Source organism: Amycolatopsis sp. A133 (genome assembly GCF_031082405.1).
GTDB lineage: Bacteria > Actinomycetota > Actinomycetes > Mycobacteriales > Pseudonocardiaceae > Amycolatopsis.
Genome location: NZ_JAVHJU010000040.1, coordinates 35,740 through 51,490 on the forward strand (window position 1 = coordinate 35,740; position 15,751 = coordinate 51,490).

Below are 15,751 nucleotides of genomic sequence, written 5' to 3' on the forward strand. Positions count from 1 at the left end.
GTCCGGAAAAAGAACGGAATTCGGCCGGACGGCGGAACCCAAGATCATTTTTGTGCGGTAGCGGCAGAAATCCTGTCACGCGTTCACGGCGGAAGCGCTACTCACCATTTGTCCTCTTCGGACAATTGAGTATTCGGCCGCGAAATGCAGCGTGCCCCGGAGCCGAAACGGCTCCGGGGCACGAATGGCGACGGTCAGGTCACCACTGCTGCTGCTGCGGGGGCTGGCCCGGCTGGCCGAACCCGCCGTTCGGCGGGCCCTGCTGCCCGGGCGGCTGCCCCCAGCCCTGCGGCGGCTGGCCCGGCTGCTGCGGGTAGCCGTGCGGCGGCTGACCCGGCTGGCCGTACCCGCCCTGCTGCGGCGGCTGGCCCGGCTGCGGGAAACCGCCGCTCGACGGCTGCGGGAACCCGCCGCTGGCCGGGTTGGGCCCGCCCGGCTGGCCGTAGCCCGGCGGCGGGCCGTAACCCTGCGGCGGCTGGCCCGGCTGGCCATAACCGCCCGGCTGCTGCTGCTGCCCGAACCCTCCGGGCTGACCCGGCTGGCCGAACCCGCTCTGCTGCTGCGGGCCGCCGAAGCCCTGCGGCGGACCGCCGAAGCCCTGCGGCCCACCCGGTGCGGCACCGTCGCCACCGAGGCCGACGAACTGCTTGGTGGCCGGGACGAGCGCGAGGACACCGGCGATGAGGATGAGGATCCCGAGGATCAACGGCGGGAGCCCGAGGCCGAAAGTGTCCTTTTCGGACGCGGACGCCTGTGCGAGCGTCTCGGAGTTCGGCGTCATGCCGATCTTGAGCAGCAGGGCGAAGAGCGTGAGCAGCGCACCGCCCACGACGATCGCGATCGGGACGAACTTCCGGAGCCCGCCCAGCTTGCCCACCAGCGCCAGGCCGATACCGCCGGCCAGCGAGATCAGGGCGCCCAGCAGGATCATGATCACGTAGAACCAGACCGTGCCCGGTCCGACGATCCCGGCCTGGTCGAGCACCCGGTCGATCGCCGCCTGGTCCGGAGCGCGGTCGAAGATCGCCGAATAGTCGCTCGCGTCGCCGATGTAGACGAAGGCGTAGATCAGCGCGATCAGGCCCAGCAGGGCGACCACGCCACCGGCGATGTAGCCGAAGAGCTGCTTGCTGCCCCCGGACGGCGCGGCACCGAACGGCTGCTGCGGCTGACCGCCGAAGCCCGGCTGCTGCTGGCCGCCGAAACCGGGGCCGCCGAAGCCCTGCGGGGGCTGGCCCGGCTGGCCGAAGCCCGGCTGCTGGCCGAACCCGCCCTGCTGCTGACCGAACCCGCCCTGCTGCTGGCCGTAACCACCGGGCTGCTGGCCGAAGGCCGCGGCCGGGTTGTCGGCCGCGCTCGGCGGCGGGGTGTACGGGATCGCCGGCGGCTGGGAGCCCGGGGGCACCAGCTGCGTCGAGTCCGCGACCGGCGCGTCACCGGCCGGGTTCACCATCTGGGTCGCGTTCGCGTCGAACGGCGGCATCGCCTGGGTCGCGCCCGCGCCGCCGTCACCCGGCTGGACGACCTGGGTCGGCTCCGGCGTCTCCCCGAAGGGGGAACCGCCGTGGGGCTGAGCGGGCTGCACGACCTGGGTCGGCTCCGGACTGCCGAACGGGTTGTCCTGCTGCGGCTGGGGGCCACTCGGCGGACCCTGAGGTGGCTGGCCGCCACCCCACGGCTGGTTCGGTGGCTGCGGTGCACTCATGTGGGTCTTGAACCCCCTTGACGATGACGCGAAAGTGTTCTACTCGCGCTCACGCTATCGGATCGCCCGGCGGGGCGCTCGTAACGCCCCTGCCGGGTCCGCCGATCAAGACTCTCTCGGGGCCCGGTCAGCGACCGGCCAGGAAGCCCAGGAGGTCGTGCCGCGTGAGGACGCCGGCCGGCTTGCCGTCGACCAGCACGAGCGCGCCGTCGGCCCCTTCGAGCGCGGTCATCGCGGCCCCCACCTGCTCGCCGCCGCCGATCGTCGGCAGCGGCGGGGACATGTGCTGCTCGAGCCGGTCGGCCAGCTGCGCCTTGCCCGTGAACAGGGCGTCGAGCAGGTCACGCTCGTTGACGGCGCCGACGACCTCGGCCGCCATCACCGGCGGCTCCGCGCTCACCACGGGCATCTGGCTCACGCCGAATTCGGAGAGGATCGCGATGGCTTCCGCGACGGTCTCCTTCGGGTGAGAGTGCACCAGATCGGGCAGTGAACCGCTCTTCTTCGTGAGCACGTCGGCGACCGTCGCCCCGGAGGAGTCGGGCGGCAGGAAGCCGTAGGAAGACATCCACGTGTCGTTGAACACCTTCGTCAGGTAGCCGCGGCCGCCGTCGGGCAGCAGCACGACCACGACGTCGTCCTCGGTGAGCCGCTCGGCGAGCTTCAACGCGGCGGCGACGGCCATCCCGCAGGAGCCGCCGACGAGCAGGCCCTCTTCCAGCGCGAGGCGCCGGGTCACCTGGAACGAGTCGGCGTCGGAGACCGGGATGATCTCGTCGGCGACGGTGCGGTCGTAGGTGTCCGGCCAGAAGTCCTCGCCGACGCCTTCGACCAGGTACGGGCGCCCGCTGCCGCCGGAGTAGACCGAGCCCTCCGGGTCGGCGCCGACCACCTGCACGGCGCCGTCGCTGACCTCCTTGAGGTAGCGGCCGGTGCCGGAGATGGTGCCGCCGGTGCCGACGCCCGCGACGAAGTGGGTGATCTTGCCGTCGGTCTGCGTCCACAGCTCCGGGCCGGTCGAGCGGTAGTGGCTCTCCGGGTTCTGCGGGTTGGCGTACTGGTTGGGCTTCCAGGCGCCGTCGATCTCGCGGACCAGCCGGTCGGAGACGTTGTAGTAGGAGTCCGGGTGCTCGGGCGGCACCGCCGTCGGGCACACCACGACGCGGGCGCCGTACGCCTTGAGCACGTTGCGCTTGTCCTCGCTGACCTTGTCCGGGCAGACGAAGACGCACTGGTAGCCCTTGCGCTGGGCGACCATGGCCAGCCCGACGCCGGTGTTGCCGGACGTCGGCTCCACGATCGTGCCGCCGGGGCGCAGCTCGCCGGATGCTTCGGCGGCTTCGACCATGCGCAGCGCGATGCGGTCCTTGACCGAGCCACCCGGGTTCAGGTACTCGACCTTGGCCAGCACGAGCGGCTTGAGCCCCTTGGTCAACGAGTTCAGCTTGACCAGCGGGGTGTTGCCCACGAGGTCTGCGATGTGTTCTGCGTACTCCACGACCGCCAGCCTAAACGGCCGCCCCATGGCGTTGTCCACTCCGCGGGGGCGTAGCGCGGGCGGACTCCGGGTGCGCGTCGGTGGTGCCGGGCAGCGAGCGCGAGGCCGGGCCGCCCGGCGGGGACCTCAGGCGGCCACCAAGCCGCTCGTCCGCACCGGTACCGGCCCGGGGGCCGCTGCACGCTGAGCCGTCACCCCGTCCCGGAGGTCCCGCCCGGCGCAGCCGTGGCTGTCGGTGCGGCACCCCATCCGAAAGTCCGGAGACGCCCAGTAGGCGGCCCGTCCGATTGTCATCGCCAGTTCACCTCCTGCGGAATGGCGACCCGTTACGAGTGGGACGATCCTATCGGGCCGCCGGTTGCCCCGGTTCACCCTTTCGTGCCAATTCCACCCGGTCGGGCTGGTCGGCGATCGGCCGTTCTTCCCAGTCCCCCGGCCAGGTCCGGCGAAACCCCGGCTTCGCTTCCGCGCCCGCGAGCCGGGCGGCCGACTTCGTCCCGAAATCCACCGGACCTGCGAAAACGGCGCCGTTGAAACTTTCGCGTTCGCCGCCGAAAACGGTTCCGCGGAAATCCACGCGGTCCTTGAACACCGCCTGGTTGAAGTCCGCCTTGGTGCGGAATTCGGTGCCGCGGAACGACGCCAGTTCGAGAAACTCCGCGCCGTAGCAGGTGATCGACCGGATCGAGCAGTGCGTGAGGGTCAGCCCGACGAGTCTCGCGCCGGAGAAGTCGAGGTCGATGTCCGGCCAGAAGGCTTCGTTCGGCTTTTCCGCGGAGCCGGGGCGCAGGTGCAGCAGCAGGATGCGCTGGGCGGTCTTGCGCACCTGCAGTTCCTCGGCGCTCTTCGCACCGGGCTTGTACGGCATCCGCAGGTAGGCGCAGAGGACGTTGACGATGGTCTGCCGGTTCTCCGCATACCCGGCGGCCAGCCGTTCGAGGGCGTACAGGCCGGCGAGCCGGACCGGGGCCTTGTCGCTGCCGAGCTGGTCGGCGGCCTTGCCGTAGATCTCGGTGATCCGGCGCTCGGTGGCGTCGTGGTCCTTCTGCACGAGGTCCAGCTCGGCCGACCGCTGCCGCCGCGCGGCGAGCAGCAGGGCGGCGGCGCCGCCGGTGCCGATCACGATGTTGGCGGCGGTCTTCAGCGCGTCGAGCCGGGCGGTGTCCTCCGGACGGCCGCGGCCGAGGAGCGTCAGCAGCAGGGTGGCCGCCACCGCGGCGACCACCAGCAGCCCGGCTCCCCACAGGAGGATCGTCCTCGTCCGCAGCACCCGTTCGAGTTCGTTCCGCACGAGGGGCGATAGTGCCAGGAGTGGCGCAGGTCGCGTTCGGCTTTGACGAGGACGCCGCACGCGGCAGTATGGTGAGCGCACGCTTAGCTCGCGATACGAGGATGTGTCACGTCATGCCCGAAGCCGTCATCGTCTCCACCGCGCGTTCGCCGATCGGGCGCGCCAACAAGGGTTCGCTGGTCAGCATGCGGCCCGACGACCTGACCGTGCAGATGGTCCAGGCGGCGCTGGCCAAGGTGCCCCAGCTCGACCCCGCCGACATCGACGACCTGCTGCTGGGCTGCGGCCTGCCGGGCGGCGAGTCCGGGTTCAACATGGGCCGCGCGGTCGCCGTCGAACTGGGCTACGACCACCTGCCCGGCTGCACCATCACCCGGTACTGCTCCTCCAGCCTGCAGACCACCCGGATGGCGTTCCACGCGATCAAGGCCGGCGAGGGCGACGTCTTCATCTCGGCCGGCGTCGAGACCGTCTCGCGGTTCTCGAAGGGCAGCTCGGACTCCTGGCCCGACACGCACAACCCGCTGTTCGCCGACGCCGAGCAGCGCACCGCCGCGACCGCCGAGTCCGGCACCGACAGCTGGACGGACCCGCGCCAGGACGGGCTGCTGCCCGACGTCTACATCGCGATGGGCCAGACCGCGGAGAACCTGGCGCGGCTCAAGGGCGTCACGCGCGAGGAGATGGACGAGTTCGGCGTCCGCTCGCAGAACCTGGCCGAGAAGGCCATCGCGGACGGCTTCTGGGCCAAGGACATCACCCCGGTGACGTTGCCGGACGGCACGGTCGTCTCGAAGGACGACGGCCCGCGCGCCGGCGTCACCGTCGAGGGCGTTTCCGGGCTCAAGCCGGTGTTCCGCCCGGACGGCCGGGTCACGGCGGGCAACTGCTGCGCGCTCAACGACGGCGCGGCGGCCCTGGTCGTCATGTCCGACACGAAGGCGCGTGAGCTGGGCCTGACGCCGCTGGCGCGGATCGTCTCCACCGGCGTCACCGGGCTTTCGCCGGAGATCATGGGCTACGGCCCCGTCGAGGCGTCCAAGCAGGCGCTCTCCCGCGCCGGGCTGTCGATCGGCGACATCGACCTGGTCGAGATCAACGAGGCGTTCGCGGCGCAGGTCATCCCGTCGTACCGGGACCTGGGCATCGACCTGGACCGGCTGAACGTCAACGGCGGCGCGATCGCGGTCGGCCACCCGTTCGGCATGACCGGCGCCCGGATCACCTCGACGCTGATCAACTCGCTGCAGCACCACGACAAGCAGTTCGGCCTCGAGACGATGTGCGTCGGCGGCGGCATGGGCATGGCGATGATCATCGAGCGCCTTTCCTGACCCCACCGCCCCGATGGGGTTGGTTCCTCGTCCGGATGCGCCGAAGGCCCCCTCACCGATGGTGAGGGGGCCTTCGTGCAGCTACGGGGCTATTCGTTCGTCTTGACGCACATCGTCGTCGCCGGCTCCGGGTACACCGCGACGCGCGTGGCGTCGGTGCCCTCGCAGACGTTCTTGTCGGCCTGGCCCGTCACGACCTTGACGAGCTCGCCGTCCTTGCTCGGGTCGGTGCACGGGACCTTCAGGTAGCCCTTGGTCTGCGACGTGAAGTTCGTCAGGCAGTCGCCCTGCTTCGCGTTGATCATCAGGCACAGCTTGTACGAGCTGCGGCCGCTGACCGAGTAGGTGTCGTAGCCCGCGCTCGACCCGCCGGGGCAGTTCTCGGAGGCGGTCTCCAGCTTCTTGGCGATCTTGACGTTCGCCTTCGGGTCGGTGCAGTCGGCCTTCACCGGGTCGTCGCCGCCCTGGGTGAACTCGGTGATCGTGAGGCAGTCACCGGCGTTCGAGGTGGCCGGCGACTTCATGAACGTGGTGATCAGGAAGGCGGCCACCGCGATCACCACGACGAGGCCGATGCCGCCCAGGATCAGCTTCTTGGCCGTCGAGCGCTTCGGCGGAGCCGGCGGCGCGGGCGGGAACCCCTGCTGGCCGGGCGGGAACTGGCCGGGCGGCGGGCCGTACTGACCCGGCTGGCCCTGCGGCGGCGTGCCGAACTGGCCGGGCTGGCCGTGCGGCTGCTGCGGCTGGCCGCCCGGCGGCGGACCGTAGGGATCGGGCTGACCCACCGGCTGCTGGCCCCCGGGGGCCGGAGGGGGAACGCTCACTGTGAACCTCACACATGTGAAATTGAGAACCGACCCGGCCATCCAACACGCAGGGTGAGCGTGGCCCGCACCGGGGTCCCCAATGCACGAATTACCCACAGAAAAGGCGCCCCGTCGATTACGGAGCGCCTTCACTGCGGAACTGTGAGCCAGGTTACTCGCGGAAGTAAGAGAGCAACCGCAGGATCTCGAGGTACAGCCAGACCAGCGTCGTCATCAGGCCGAACGCGGTGTACCAGGCCCACTTCGACGGCATGCCCTCGCGGATCATCCGGTCGGCCTGGTCGAAGTCGAGCAGGAAGCTGAACGCCGCGATGCCGATGCAGACGAGGCTGAAGACGATGGCGAGCGGGCCGCCGTCGCGCAGCGGGTTGAAGCCGAAGACCAGCGAGCTGATCAGGTTGAACAGCATCAGGATCGCGACACCGACGACGGCGCCGACGATCCACTTGGTCAGCTTCGGCGTGACCTTCACCGCGCCGGTCTTGTAGACCACCAGCATGCCGATGAACACACCCGCGGTACCGATGATCGCCTGCAGCGCGATGCCGGGGTAGATCGCCTCGAACACGCCGCTCAGCGCACCGAGGAACAGGCCTTCGGCCGCCGAGTAGGTCAGCGTCAGCGCGCCGCTGGGCTTCTGGCGGAAGATGATCACCAGCGAGATGACCAGCCCGACGATCAGGCCGCCGATCATCGCGCCGACGAGCGCGCCGGACAGCCGGCCGGTCTCGGCCAGCTGGACCTGCGCCCAGATCGCCGTGACGACCCCGACGAGCAGCGCGACGCCGAGGGACATGCCCGTCTTGACGACGACGTCGTCGACGGTCATCGGACGATCGCCCTCGCCGGAGGCGGTCTGGCCGGGGCCGTACCCGGGCACGCCGCCCTGGGGTTGGTTGAAGCCCACCGGGGGCCCGTACTGCCCGTAAGTCTGGGTTCCGCCTTGGGGCAGGTTGCGGAACGCCGGGTTGCTACTGGAACGCACCTGATCCTCCTGGATCTGCTGCTTCGTTTTCGTCGCTGCATCCGGTTCAACGACCGCCGGGGACGTGCGGTTCCCGCCGAGTAAAGACGACTTTACTCGACGGCGGTCCGCCGTCCACGGAGGACACGGTAAGCGACAGGCGCCACGACCGTTCGGCGACAGCCACCCGAAGAGCGGTACACAGTTTTCGCCCTGAACGCAACGCTCACTTCGCGTGCTCGGACGTTCACCGAATGCGCGTCGGGGACCTGATCAGTCGTGTGACCTGCAGAGACGCCGGGCACTGCCGGGCGTCGAACTAAGGAGCATTGACACCATGGGGTGGTCCACACGCCCGCGCGCGGGAGCTCGCGCGCTCACCGGTCTTGTCGCCGCGGCCCTGCTCGGCACGCTTTCCGCGACCGTCGGCGCCTCTCCCGCCTCGGCCGCCAGCCAGGAAGGCATCGGGCACGACGTCGGGGGCCAGAAGGGCTTCGGCACGGTTTGGCTGGGGTCGTACGTCGTCGGCGGGCAGCAGGTGTTCTGCGTGAGCTTCCTGCTCAAGGCGCCGGACACCGACGAGCAGTACAAGCCCGGCGACGAGCTGCTCACGAAGTGGGGCACGAAGCTGCCCGCCGACGAGGCCGCGAACATCTCGTACCTGCTGCTGCGCTACGGCGACACCAAGAACGCGGACGAGGCGAGCGCGCTCGCGCACCTGCTGCACTCGTGGACGGCGGCGCCGCGCACCCCGGACGACCTCAAGACGGACCTGCCCAAGGACAAGATCGCCTACGACGCGCAGGCGCACCTCGACTTCATGCAGGAGAAGTTCCCCGCCGCGGCCGACGCCGTCGAGCGGCTCAAGACGGACGCGGAAACCAACCGCGGGCCGTGGACCGCGTCGATGACCACGCCGAAGGGCGAACAGCACCTCGGCGAAGCGGCCGAGTGGACCGCGACCGTGAAGAACGCCCAGGGCAACGGCGTGCCGGGCGTCGCGGTGAAGCTGACGGCGACCGCCGCCACCCTCGACGGCGAGAAGGCGGACAGCGCCGCGGGCAACGCGAGCCCGCAGGCCGCCGCGAAGGAGGTCACGCTGAAGACCGGCGCCGACGGCACCGTGAGCGTGAAGCTGACCCCGACCGGCGATAAGCCGAAGCTGGTGGCCTCGCTGACCGCGCCCGCGGACCGGCCCTACGTCCGGCTGCCGATCGACACCAGCGTGCAGCGCGTCGTCTCCACCGGCGGCGAGAAGGAACTGACCGCCCAGGGCGTCGTCAACGTCGCCAAGCCCGGCACGGTCCAGGTGACCAAGACGGACGCGAACACCGGCAAGGGCGTCGGCGGCGCCGTCCTGCGGATCACCGGCAAGGACAAGACGTCGGCCGCGCTCGGGCCGGACGGCAAGCCGCTCACCGGGGCCGACGGCAAGCCCGCCGTCGTCACCACCGACGGCAAGTCCGGGGGCGTGACGGTCGAGAACCTCCGCGCCCCGCAGGAGATCTGCGTCGTCGAGGCGAGCCCGCCGCCGGGCTACACGAACGCCTACGACCCGCAAAACCCGCCATCGGCCTGCGGCACCGTGAAACCCGGCGAGACGCTCGCCCTGACCGTGACGAACAAGCCCAACGAAGTCCCGCGCGCGATCCCGGCCGGCGACCAGCCGGTCGCGCGGGCACAGGGGGTCGTCGAAACGAGCTATTCCGTGCCGGGCCTGGCCGGGCTCGGCCTGCTCGTGCTGCTGGCGGCCGGGCTGGCCGGCGTCGCCGCGCGGCGGGCGTCCCGGAGGTAACGGCGTGGCGGACCACGGCGGCGACTGGCAGGGCGAGGACTGGTTCGTCGACGAATGGCACCGGCACACCGGCTGGGCAGCCGTCGACGACGAGCCGTCCGGCCACCGGGATCCACGCCCGCCGAAGCCCGGCCGGGGCCGGCTGCTCGCCGGCTTCGCACTCGGCGCGGCGACGGTGCTGGCGGTGCAGTTCGGCTCCGGCGTGGTCACCGCGCCGCCCGTGGCCGTCGTGGCCGGCACGGCGCTGCCCGCCGCGGGGGCGGCCGCCGCCGCGGCGCCGTCTTCGTCACCGGCCACCACGACCTCCGCGGCTCCCGCGGCCCCGGCTGCGCAGACGCCGTCGTCCCCGGCGCCACCACCGTCCCCGCCGCCGCAGCAGCCGGGCACCGTCCGGCTGCCCGACGGCGGGACGGCGACCCTGGTGCGCAAGGACCTCGGCCCGGGTGGCGAGCTGCCGGTGCCCACCGACCTCGGGCAGGCTACGTGGTGGGGCGCGGCACTCGACGCGGCCGGCGGGGCGAGCGTGTTCGCCGGCCACGTGAACTGGCGGGGCGCGACCGGGCCGTTCGCCGAGCTGTGGCACGCCAGGATCGGTGCCGAGCTGACCATTGTGGACAGTGCGGGCCGGACGTGGCGGTACCGGATCTCGCAGCTGGTCACCGTGCACAAGAGCGATCTGCCGGCCCGCGCGGACTACCTGTTCGGCCCGTCCGGCCCGCACCGCGTGGTGCTGGTGACCTGCGGCGGCCGCTGGGTCGGCGGTTCGGACGGCTACGAGGAGAACCGCGTCGTCACCGCGGACCCCGCCTAAGTTACTCGTGGGTAACATCACGTTTCGACACGGTGGTCACCGATCTCGGCATGCAGCAGAATGCCCAGGGTCAGGGCGGTGCGGCGAGAGGTGAGAAGACGATGGCGACGTTCTTGGTGACCGGGGCAACCGGACTGATCGGGCGTCACTTCACCCGGCTGCTCCTCTCCCGCCCCGACGACGACCGCATCGCACTCGTCGTGCGCGCGTCCTCGCGGGCCAAGCTGGCCGCGCTGGTCGACCAGTGGCCGCACTCCGACCGCGTCACGCTCGTCACCGGCGACCTCGGCGAGCCGCTGCTCGGCGTGTCCGAAGCCGACCGCGAGCAGCTGCGCGGGAGCGTCGACCACATCGTCCACCTCGCCGCGCTCTACGACCTCACCGCCGACGACGAAGCCAGCATCAAGGCCAACGTGGACGGCACCAGGGCCGTCGTCGACCTCGCCGCCGACCTGCGCGCGGGCTGCCTGCACCACGTGTCGTCGGTGGCCGTCGCGGGCGACCACGAAGGCGTGTTCACCGAGGAGATGTTCGACGCCGGGCAGCGGCTGGTCACGCCGTACCACCGGACCAAGTTCGAAGCCGAGAAGATCGTCCGCGAGCAGGACGAGGTGCCGTGGCGGGTGTACCGGCCCGCCGTCGTCGTCGGGCACTCCGAGACCGGCGAGATGGACAAGATCGACGGCCCGTACTACCTCTTCCCCGCGATCAACCGGCTCGCCGGGCTGCCCGACGTGCTGCCGGTCGTCGGCCCCGACCTCGGCGACACCAACATCGTGCCGGTCGACTACGTCGCCAAGGCGCTGCTGGAGCTCGTCGTCAAGCCGGGGCTCGACGGCCACGCCTTCCACCTGGTCAACCCCGAGCCGCAGCCGGTCGTCTCCGTGTACAACGCCTTCGCGCGGGCCGCGGGCGCGCCGACGATCACCGTGCAGCTGGGCGAAGGCATCTCCAAGCGGATCGTCGGGCTGGTCAAGCTGACCGAGCACATCCCCGGCGTTACCATCGCCCGCGACGCCGTCCTGGAGCGGTTCGGCATCCCGCCGGTGCTGCTGGACACGATGGCGTTCCCGTCGGTGTTCTCCTCGGCCGAGACGCGCAAGGCGCTGGCCGGCACCGTCGAGGTCCCGCGGCTGGAGGAGTACGCGCCGACGCTGTGGCGCTACTGGCGCGAGCACCTCGACCCGTTCCGCGCGCGCAAGCACGGCCCGCGCGGGGAGCTGGACGGCCGCCGCGTGGTCATCACCGGCGCGTCCTCGGGCATCGGCCGCGCGACCGCGCTGAAGGTCGCCGCCGCGGGCGGTGTCCCGCTGCTCGTCGCGCGCCGCCGGCACGAGCTGGAAGAGGTCCGCGACGAGATCGTCGCCGCCGGCGGCACGGCCTCGGTGTACCCGGCCGACCTGACCGACGAGGACTCGGTACGCAAGGCCGTCGACGCGATGCTGGCCGAGCACGGCCGGATCGACATGCTGGTCAACAACGCCGGCCGGTCGATCCGGCGGTCGATCAAGCTGTCGTACGACCGGATGCACGACTACGAGCGCGCGATGGCGATCAACTACTTCGGTGCGGTCCGGCTGATCCTCGCGGTGCTGCCGCACATGTCGGAGCGGAAGTTCGGGCACATCGTGAACGTGTCGTCGATCGGCGTCCAGGGCATCGCGCCGCGCTTCTCGGCGTACGCGGCGTCGAAGGCGGCGCTGGACTACTTCTCGCGCATCGCGGCGACCGAGACGCACGGCGACGGGATCACCTTCACCACCATCCACATGCCGCTGGTGCGCACCCCGATGATCCGCCCGACGAAGATCTACGACGCGTTCCCGACGAAGTCGCCGGAGCAGGCCGCGGACATGGTGCTGAAGGCGCTCGTCGAGCGGCCGAAGCACATCGGCACCCCGGCGGGGCAGGCGATCGGGCTGGCCTACACGCTCACGCCGGGCCTCACCGACGCGATCGCCTACCAGGGTTTCCGGATTTTCCCGGATTCCGCCGCGGCGGGCGGTTCGGGCGAACTCAAGATCGGACGTGGCGAGAAACACCTGTCGCGCGCGGCGATGGCGCTGGCCCGGCTTTCTCGTGGCTTCCACTGGTAACGCTGCGTTTTATGGGTGAGGCCATTCCGGCGACACGGCGACACGTGTTGGTGATTCGTTAAGCCGGACGGCGGAGGCGGCAGGTGCCCGGGTACGGTCGGGCCCATGGTTCCTGAGCGCGACCCCGCCGCAACCGCCCTCAACGGCCTTCTTCCCCTCCGTCGTGAGTACACCCAGGCCTGGCACGGTTTCGACCGCAACGAAGTCCGGCAGTACCTCGACCACGTCGAAGCGCAGCTGCGCCGGGTGCTCAGCGAACGCGACGCCGCCGCGGCGCAGGCCGCCGCCGCGGTCCGCGAGGTCGAGTCCGTCCGGCAGCAGGTCGCGGCGCTCGAAGCGCGCGTCGAGGAGCTGAAGAAGCCGCCGGAGCGGCTCGAGGACCTCGACGAGCGGATGCAGCGCACGGTGACGCTCGCGCAGGCGCGCGCGGACGAAATCATCAAGCGCGCCGAGGTGGCCGCGGAGAAGACGTGGGCGTCCTCGACGGAGGCATCGACGAAGCTGCGTGAGCGGTACACGAAGCTGGTCGCGGAGCTGGACAAGCAGGCCGACCTGCTGCACACCGAGCACGAGGCCGCGCTGGCGGAGACGCGCGCCGAGGTGCAGCGGCTGACGGTCGAGGCGGCCCAGCGGCGGGAGCTGCTGGACAACGAGGCGGAGCGGAAGCGGCGGAAGCTCGAGCGCGAGTTCGATTCGTCCCAGGCGGCCCAGAAGGCGGCGCTGGAGAAGCACGTCGCGGACCAGCGCACGGCGAGCAAGAACCAGGCCGAGCGCCGTCTCGCGGAGGCGACGGCCGAGGCGAAGCGCCGTCTCGACGAGGCCACGGCGGAGGCCAAGCGGCGCCTGGACGAGGCCACAACCCAGGCGGCCCAGCGCACGACGGCGGCCAACCGCAAGGTCGAGCGCCTGGCGGAGATCCGCGAGCAGGCGCGCAAGAGCCTGGCGATGGCGGAGGACATCCTCAACCGCAGCGAGACGCAGCTGGCGCCGCTGCCGGAGGAAGCGGTGATCCCGCAGGCGTCGAAGCTGGTCGGCGGCGACGCGGGCATGGACTCGGCCACGACGCCGGCCGCGCCGGTGGTCCCGGTGGTGCAGCCGTCGATCCCGAAGCCGGCGTCGAAGCCCGCTCCGAAGCCGGCGGTGGCCTCGAAGCCCGCGCCGCAGGCGGCGAAGCCGGGCAACACCCCGGCGAACTCGAACGGCCCGGCGACGAAGCCGGCGAACGGCAACGGGGCGAAGCCCCTGTCGCCGACGGGGAGCAAGCCGGGCAACTGAGCCCCGCGGCTCGGCGCACCCGACAGTTCCGGACCCGTCGGCCGCGACACTCAAGCGCCCCAATGTGGCGTTGGGTGCGCTCAACGCACCGAACGCCACATTGGGTGCGTTGGACGCACCGAACGCCACATTGGGGCGCTTCAGTTGCGAACGGTCCTCGGCCAGGGGTTCGCCGACTCCAGCTGGGCCGCCAAGCCCAGCAGCAGGGACTCCCCGCCCGGGCGGGCCACCAGCTGCACCGACGTCGGCAGGCCGGACACCTTCGACCGCCCCACCGGCACCGTGATCGCCGGGTAGCCCGCGAAGTTCCACTGGCCCGTGAAGCCCGCCAAGCGCGTCGACGGCAGGACGTTCGGCAGCCACCGGCGCTCGTGCCAGCGGCCCGCCTTCACCGGCCAGTGCGACAACGTCGGGGTCATCAGCACCTCGTGCGCGGCGAAGAACTCCTCCGCCCGGGACACCCACCGGTCACGCGTGCTGTCGCGGATCAGGCCCGTTCGCTGGACCAGCCGGCCCGCTCGGACGTGGGCGCGCGTCCGGCGTTGCAGCCGTGCGAAGTCGAAGCCGCGGGCCTGCTCCGCCGGGCCCGCCAGCCAGCGGGCCGTCATGCCCAGGACCATCGTCGCCGGGTACTTCGGTGCGCCCGGCGTGATCGTGTGGCCGGCCGCCGCCAAGAACCCCGCCGCCGTCGAGACCGCCGCCACCAGCTCCTTCGGGACCGGGGTGTGCAGCAGCGGCACCGTCGTCGACAAGCCGATGCGGACCGGCGACGGCGGAACCACCGTCGCCAGCGAGGGCGAGTCGGCCAGCACCGACAGCAGCACCGCCGTGTCGGCGACCGTCGTGGCGATCGGGCCGTGCACCGACATGCCGAACCAGCCGCCTTCGGTCAGCAGGTTCGCGCCCGGCTTCAGGCCCACCAGGCCGCACATCGCCGCCGGCAGGCGGACCGAGCCCATGCCGTCGGTGCCGTGCGCCAGCGGGACCAGCCCGGCCGCCACCGCCGCCGCGCTGCCGCCGGACGAGCCGCCCGAGGCGTACGCCGGGTCCCAGGGGTTGCGGGCGATGCCGTCCGGGGTGTCGCTCATCGGCCAGATGCACAGCTCCGGCACCCGCGTCAGCCCGACGAGGACCGCGCCCGCGGCCCGCAGCCGCGCCGCGATCACGCCGTCCTCGCCCGCCTGGGCGGCCGGACCCGCCAGCGAACCGTGGGAAGCGGACTCGCCCGCGATCTCCGTGACGTCCTTGACCGCCACGGGCACCCCGGCCAGCGGCAGCGACGCGAGATCGGACCGCGCGGCGACCTGCGCGGCTTCCTGCAACGCCTGCTCGGCGCGCACCCGGCGGAAGGCGCCGACCACGCCGTCCGCCGCGGTGATCCGGTCCAGCGCCTCCTTGGTGACCTGCACCGGGTCGAGCTCCCCGGCCCGGACGGACGCCGCGATCTCCACTGCCGTGAGCACCATGAGCGGACCCTAACCCACAAAAAGGTGACAGCGGCAGCGAAAACGTCTCAGATGGCGCCCGCCCGCAGCGCGTAAGCCACCGCGTGGGCGCGGTTGTTCAGGCCGCAGCGGGTCATCAGGCCGTACAGGACGTTCTTCACGGTCCGCTCGGAGTAGCACAGCTTCGCCGCGATCTCCTCGGTCCCGAACCCCTCGGCGACCAGCCGCAGCACGTCGCACTCGCGCGCCGCGAGTCCCGACAGCGTGAGCCCGTTCGGCTCCAGGACGTCCTTGCGCATCCGCTGCACCTGCGCGAGCAGCGCGCCCTGCAGCCGCGGCGGCAGGTTGGCCGTGCCGTCACCCGCGGCGAGCACCGCCGTCACCAGCTCGGCGCCGCCCGTTTCGCGGCGCGGCAGGATCGCCACGACGCCGCTCTCCAGCACCGACATCAGGTCGCTTTCGCGGAAGTGCTCGACGACCAGCACGACATGGGACGCCTTGGCCGCGCGGATCTCGCCCAGCACGGTCTCGTTGACGTGGTCCTCCATCACCAGCAGCACGTCCGGCACGAGGTCGGTCAGCCGGACGTCCGGGTGCCCGTCCAGGAGGCTCACCGCGCCGGCGTGCGTGATCGGGTCCGAGGCGAGGACGCTCACTTCGACGGGCTTCATGGACGCAGTCTGGACGGCGGGTCTTCACGCCGTCCCTAT

The 15,751-nt window shown here is 71.5% G+C and carries 12 protein-coding genes; 5 read left to right on the top strand and 7 right to left on the bottom strand.

The window, feature by feature from the left end; genetic code table 11:
- Positions 1-199: 199 nt before the first annotated feature.
- From Q5425_RS25800 to Q5425_RS25810, 3 genes are all read right to left on the bottom strand, one after another.
- Positions 200-1,705, bottom strand: a complete 1,506-nt coding sequence (locus tag Q5425_RS25800) for a hypothetical protein (protein WP_308674888.1) — start codon at positions 1,703-1,705, stop codon at positions 200-202.
- Positions 1,706-1,832: 127 nt separating this feature from the next.
- Complete coding sequence (locus tag Q5425_RS25805) at positions 1,833-3,203, bottom strand: cystathionine beta-synthase (RefSeq protein WP_308674889.1); 1,371 nt, start codon at positions 3,201-3,203, stop codon at positions 1,833-1,835.
- A 343-nt stretch (positions 3,204-3,546) separates the two neighbouring features.
- On the bottom strand, positions 3,547-4,494 hold the full coding sequence (locus Q5425_RS25810; protein WP_308674890.1) for a pentapeptide repeat-containing protein: 948 nt from the start codon (positions 4,492-4,494) through the stop codon (positions 3,547-3,549).
- Between the two features lie 113 nt (positions 4,495-4,607).
- On the opposite strand from Q5425_RS25810, the gene Q5425_RS25815 reads away from it, so the two are divergent.
- Positions 4,608-5,828 (top strand): acetyl-CoA C-acetyltransferase, encoded by a 1,221-nt coding sequence (locus Q5425_RS25815; RefSeq protein WP_308674891.1) that lies wholly within the window; start codon positions 4,608-4,610, stop codon positions 5,826-5,828.
- Between the two features lie 89 nt (positions 5,829-5,917).
- On the opposite strand, the gene Q5425_RS25820 is transcribed toward Q5425_RS25815, so the two are convergent.
- Both Q5425_RS25820 and Q5425_RS25825 read right to left on the bottom strand, forming a co-directional pair.
- Entirely contained in the window at positions 5,918-6,613 is a 696-nt protein-coding gene (locus Q5425_RS25820; protein ID WP_396135246.1) for a hypothetical protein, read from the bottom strand.
- A gap of 193 nt (positions 6,614-6,806) precedes the next feature.
- Positions 6,807-7,640, bottom strand: a complete 834-nt coding sequence (locus Q5425_RS25825; RefSeq protein WP_308674893.1) for a Bax inhibitor-1/YccA family protein — start codon at positions 7,638-7,640, stop codon at positions 6,807-6,809.
- 316 nt (positions 7,641-7,956) lie between these two features.
- Here Q5425_RS25825 and Q5425_RS25830 point away from each other — a divergent pair, with 316 nt between their 5' ends.
- The 4 genes from Q5425_RS25830 (at position 7,957) to Q5425_RS25845 (ending at position 13,596) form a co-directional block, all read left to right on the top strand.
- On the top strand, positions 7,957-9,414 hold the full coding sequence (locus Q5425_RS25830; protein WP_308674894.1) for a SpaA isopeptide-forming pilin-related protein: 1,458 nt from the start codon (positions 7,957-7,959) through the stop codon (positions 9,412-9,414).
- A gap of 4 nt (positions 9,415-9,418) precedes the next feature.
- Complete coding sequence (locus Q5425_RS25835) at positions 9,419-10,225, top strand: class F sortase (RefSeq protein WP_308674895.1); 807 nt, start codon at positions 9,419-9,421, stop codon at positions 10,223-10,225.
- Between the two features lie 101 nt (positions 10,226-10,326).
- Positions 10,327-12,321 (top strand): SDR family oxidoreductase, encoded by a 1,995-nt coding sequence (locus Q5425_RS25840; protein WP_308674896.1) that lies wholly within the window; start codon positions 10,327-10,329, stop codon positions 12,319-12,321.
- A 105-nt stretch (positions 12,322-12,426) separates the two neighbouring features.
- Entirely contained in the window at positions 12,427-13,596 is a 1,170-nt protein-coding gene (locus tag Q5425_RS25845; protein WP_308674897.1) for a cell division protein DivIVA, read from the top strand.
- A gap of 140 nt (positions 13,597-13,736) precedes the next feature.
- On the opposite strand, the gene Q5425_RS25850 is transcribed toward Q5425_RS25845, so the two are convergent.
- On the bottom strand, positions 13,737-15,062 hold the full coding sequence (locus Q5425_RS25850) for an amidase family protein (RefSeq protein WP_308674898.1): 1,326 nt from the start codon (positions 15,060-15,062) through the stop codon (positions 13,737-13,739).
- A gap of 47 nt (positions 15,063-15,109) precedes the next feature.
- Entirely contained in the window at positions 15,110-15,712 is a 603-nt protein-coding gene (locus tag Q5425_RS25855; protein ID WP_308674899.1) for a response regulator transcription factor, read from the bottom strand.
- Between the last annotated feature and the right edge of the window lie 39 nt (positions 15,713-15,751).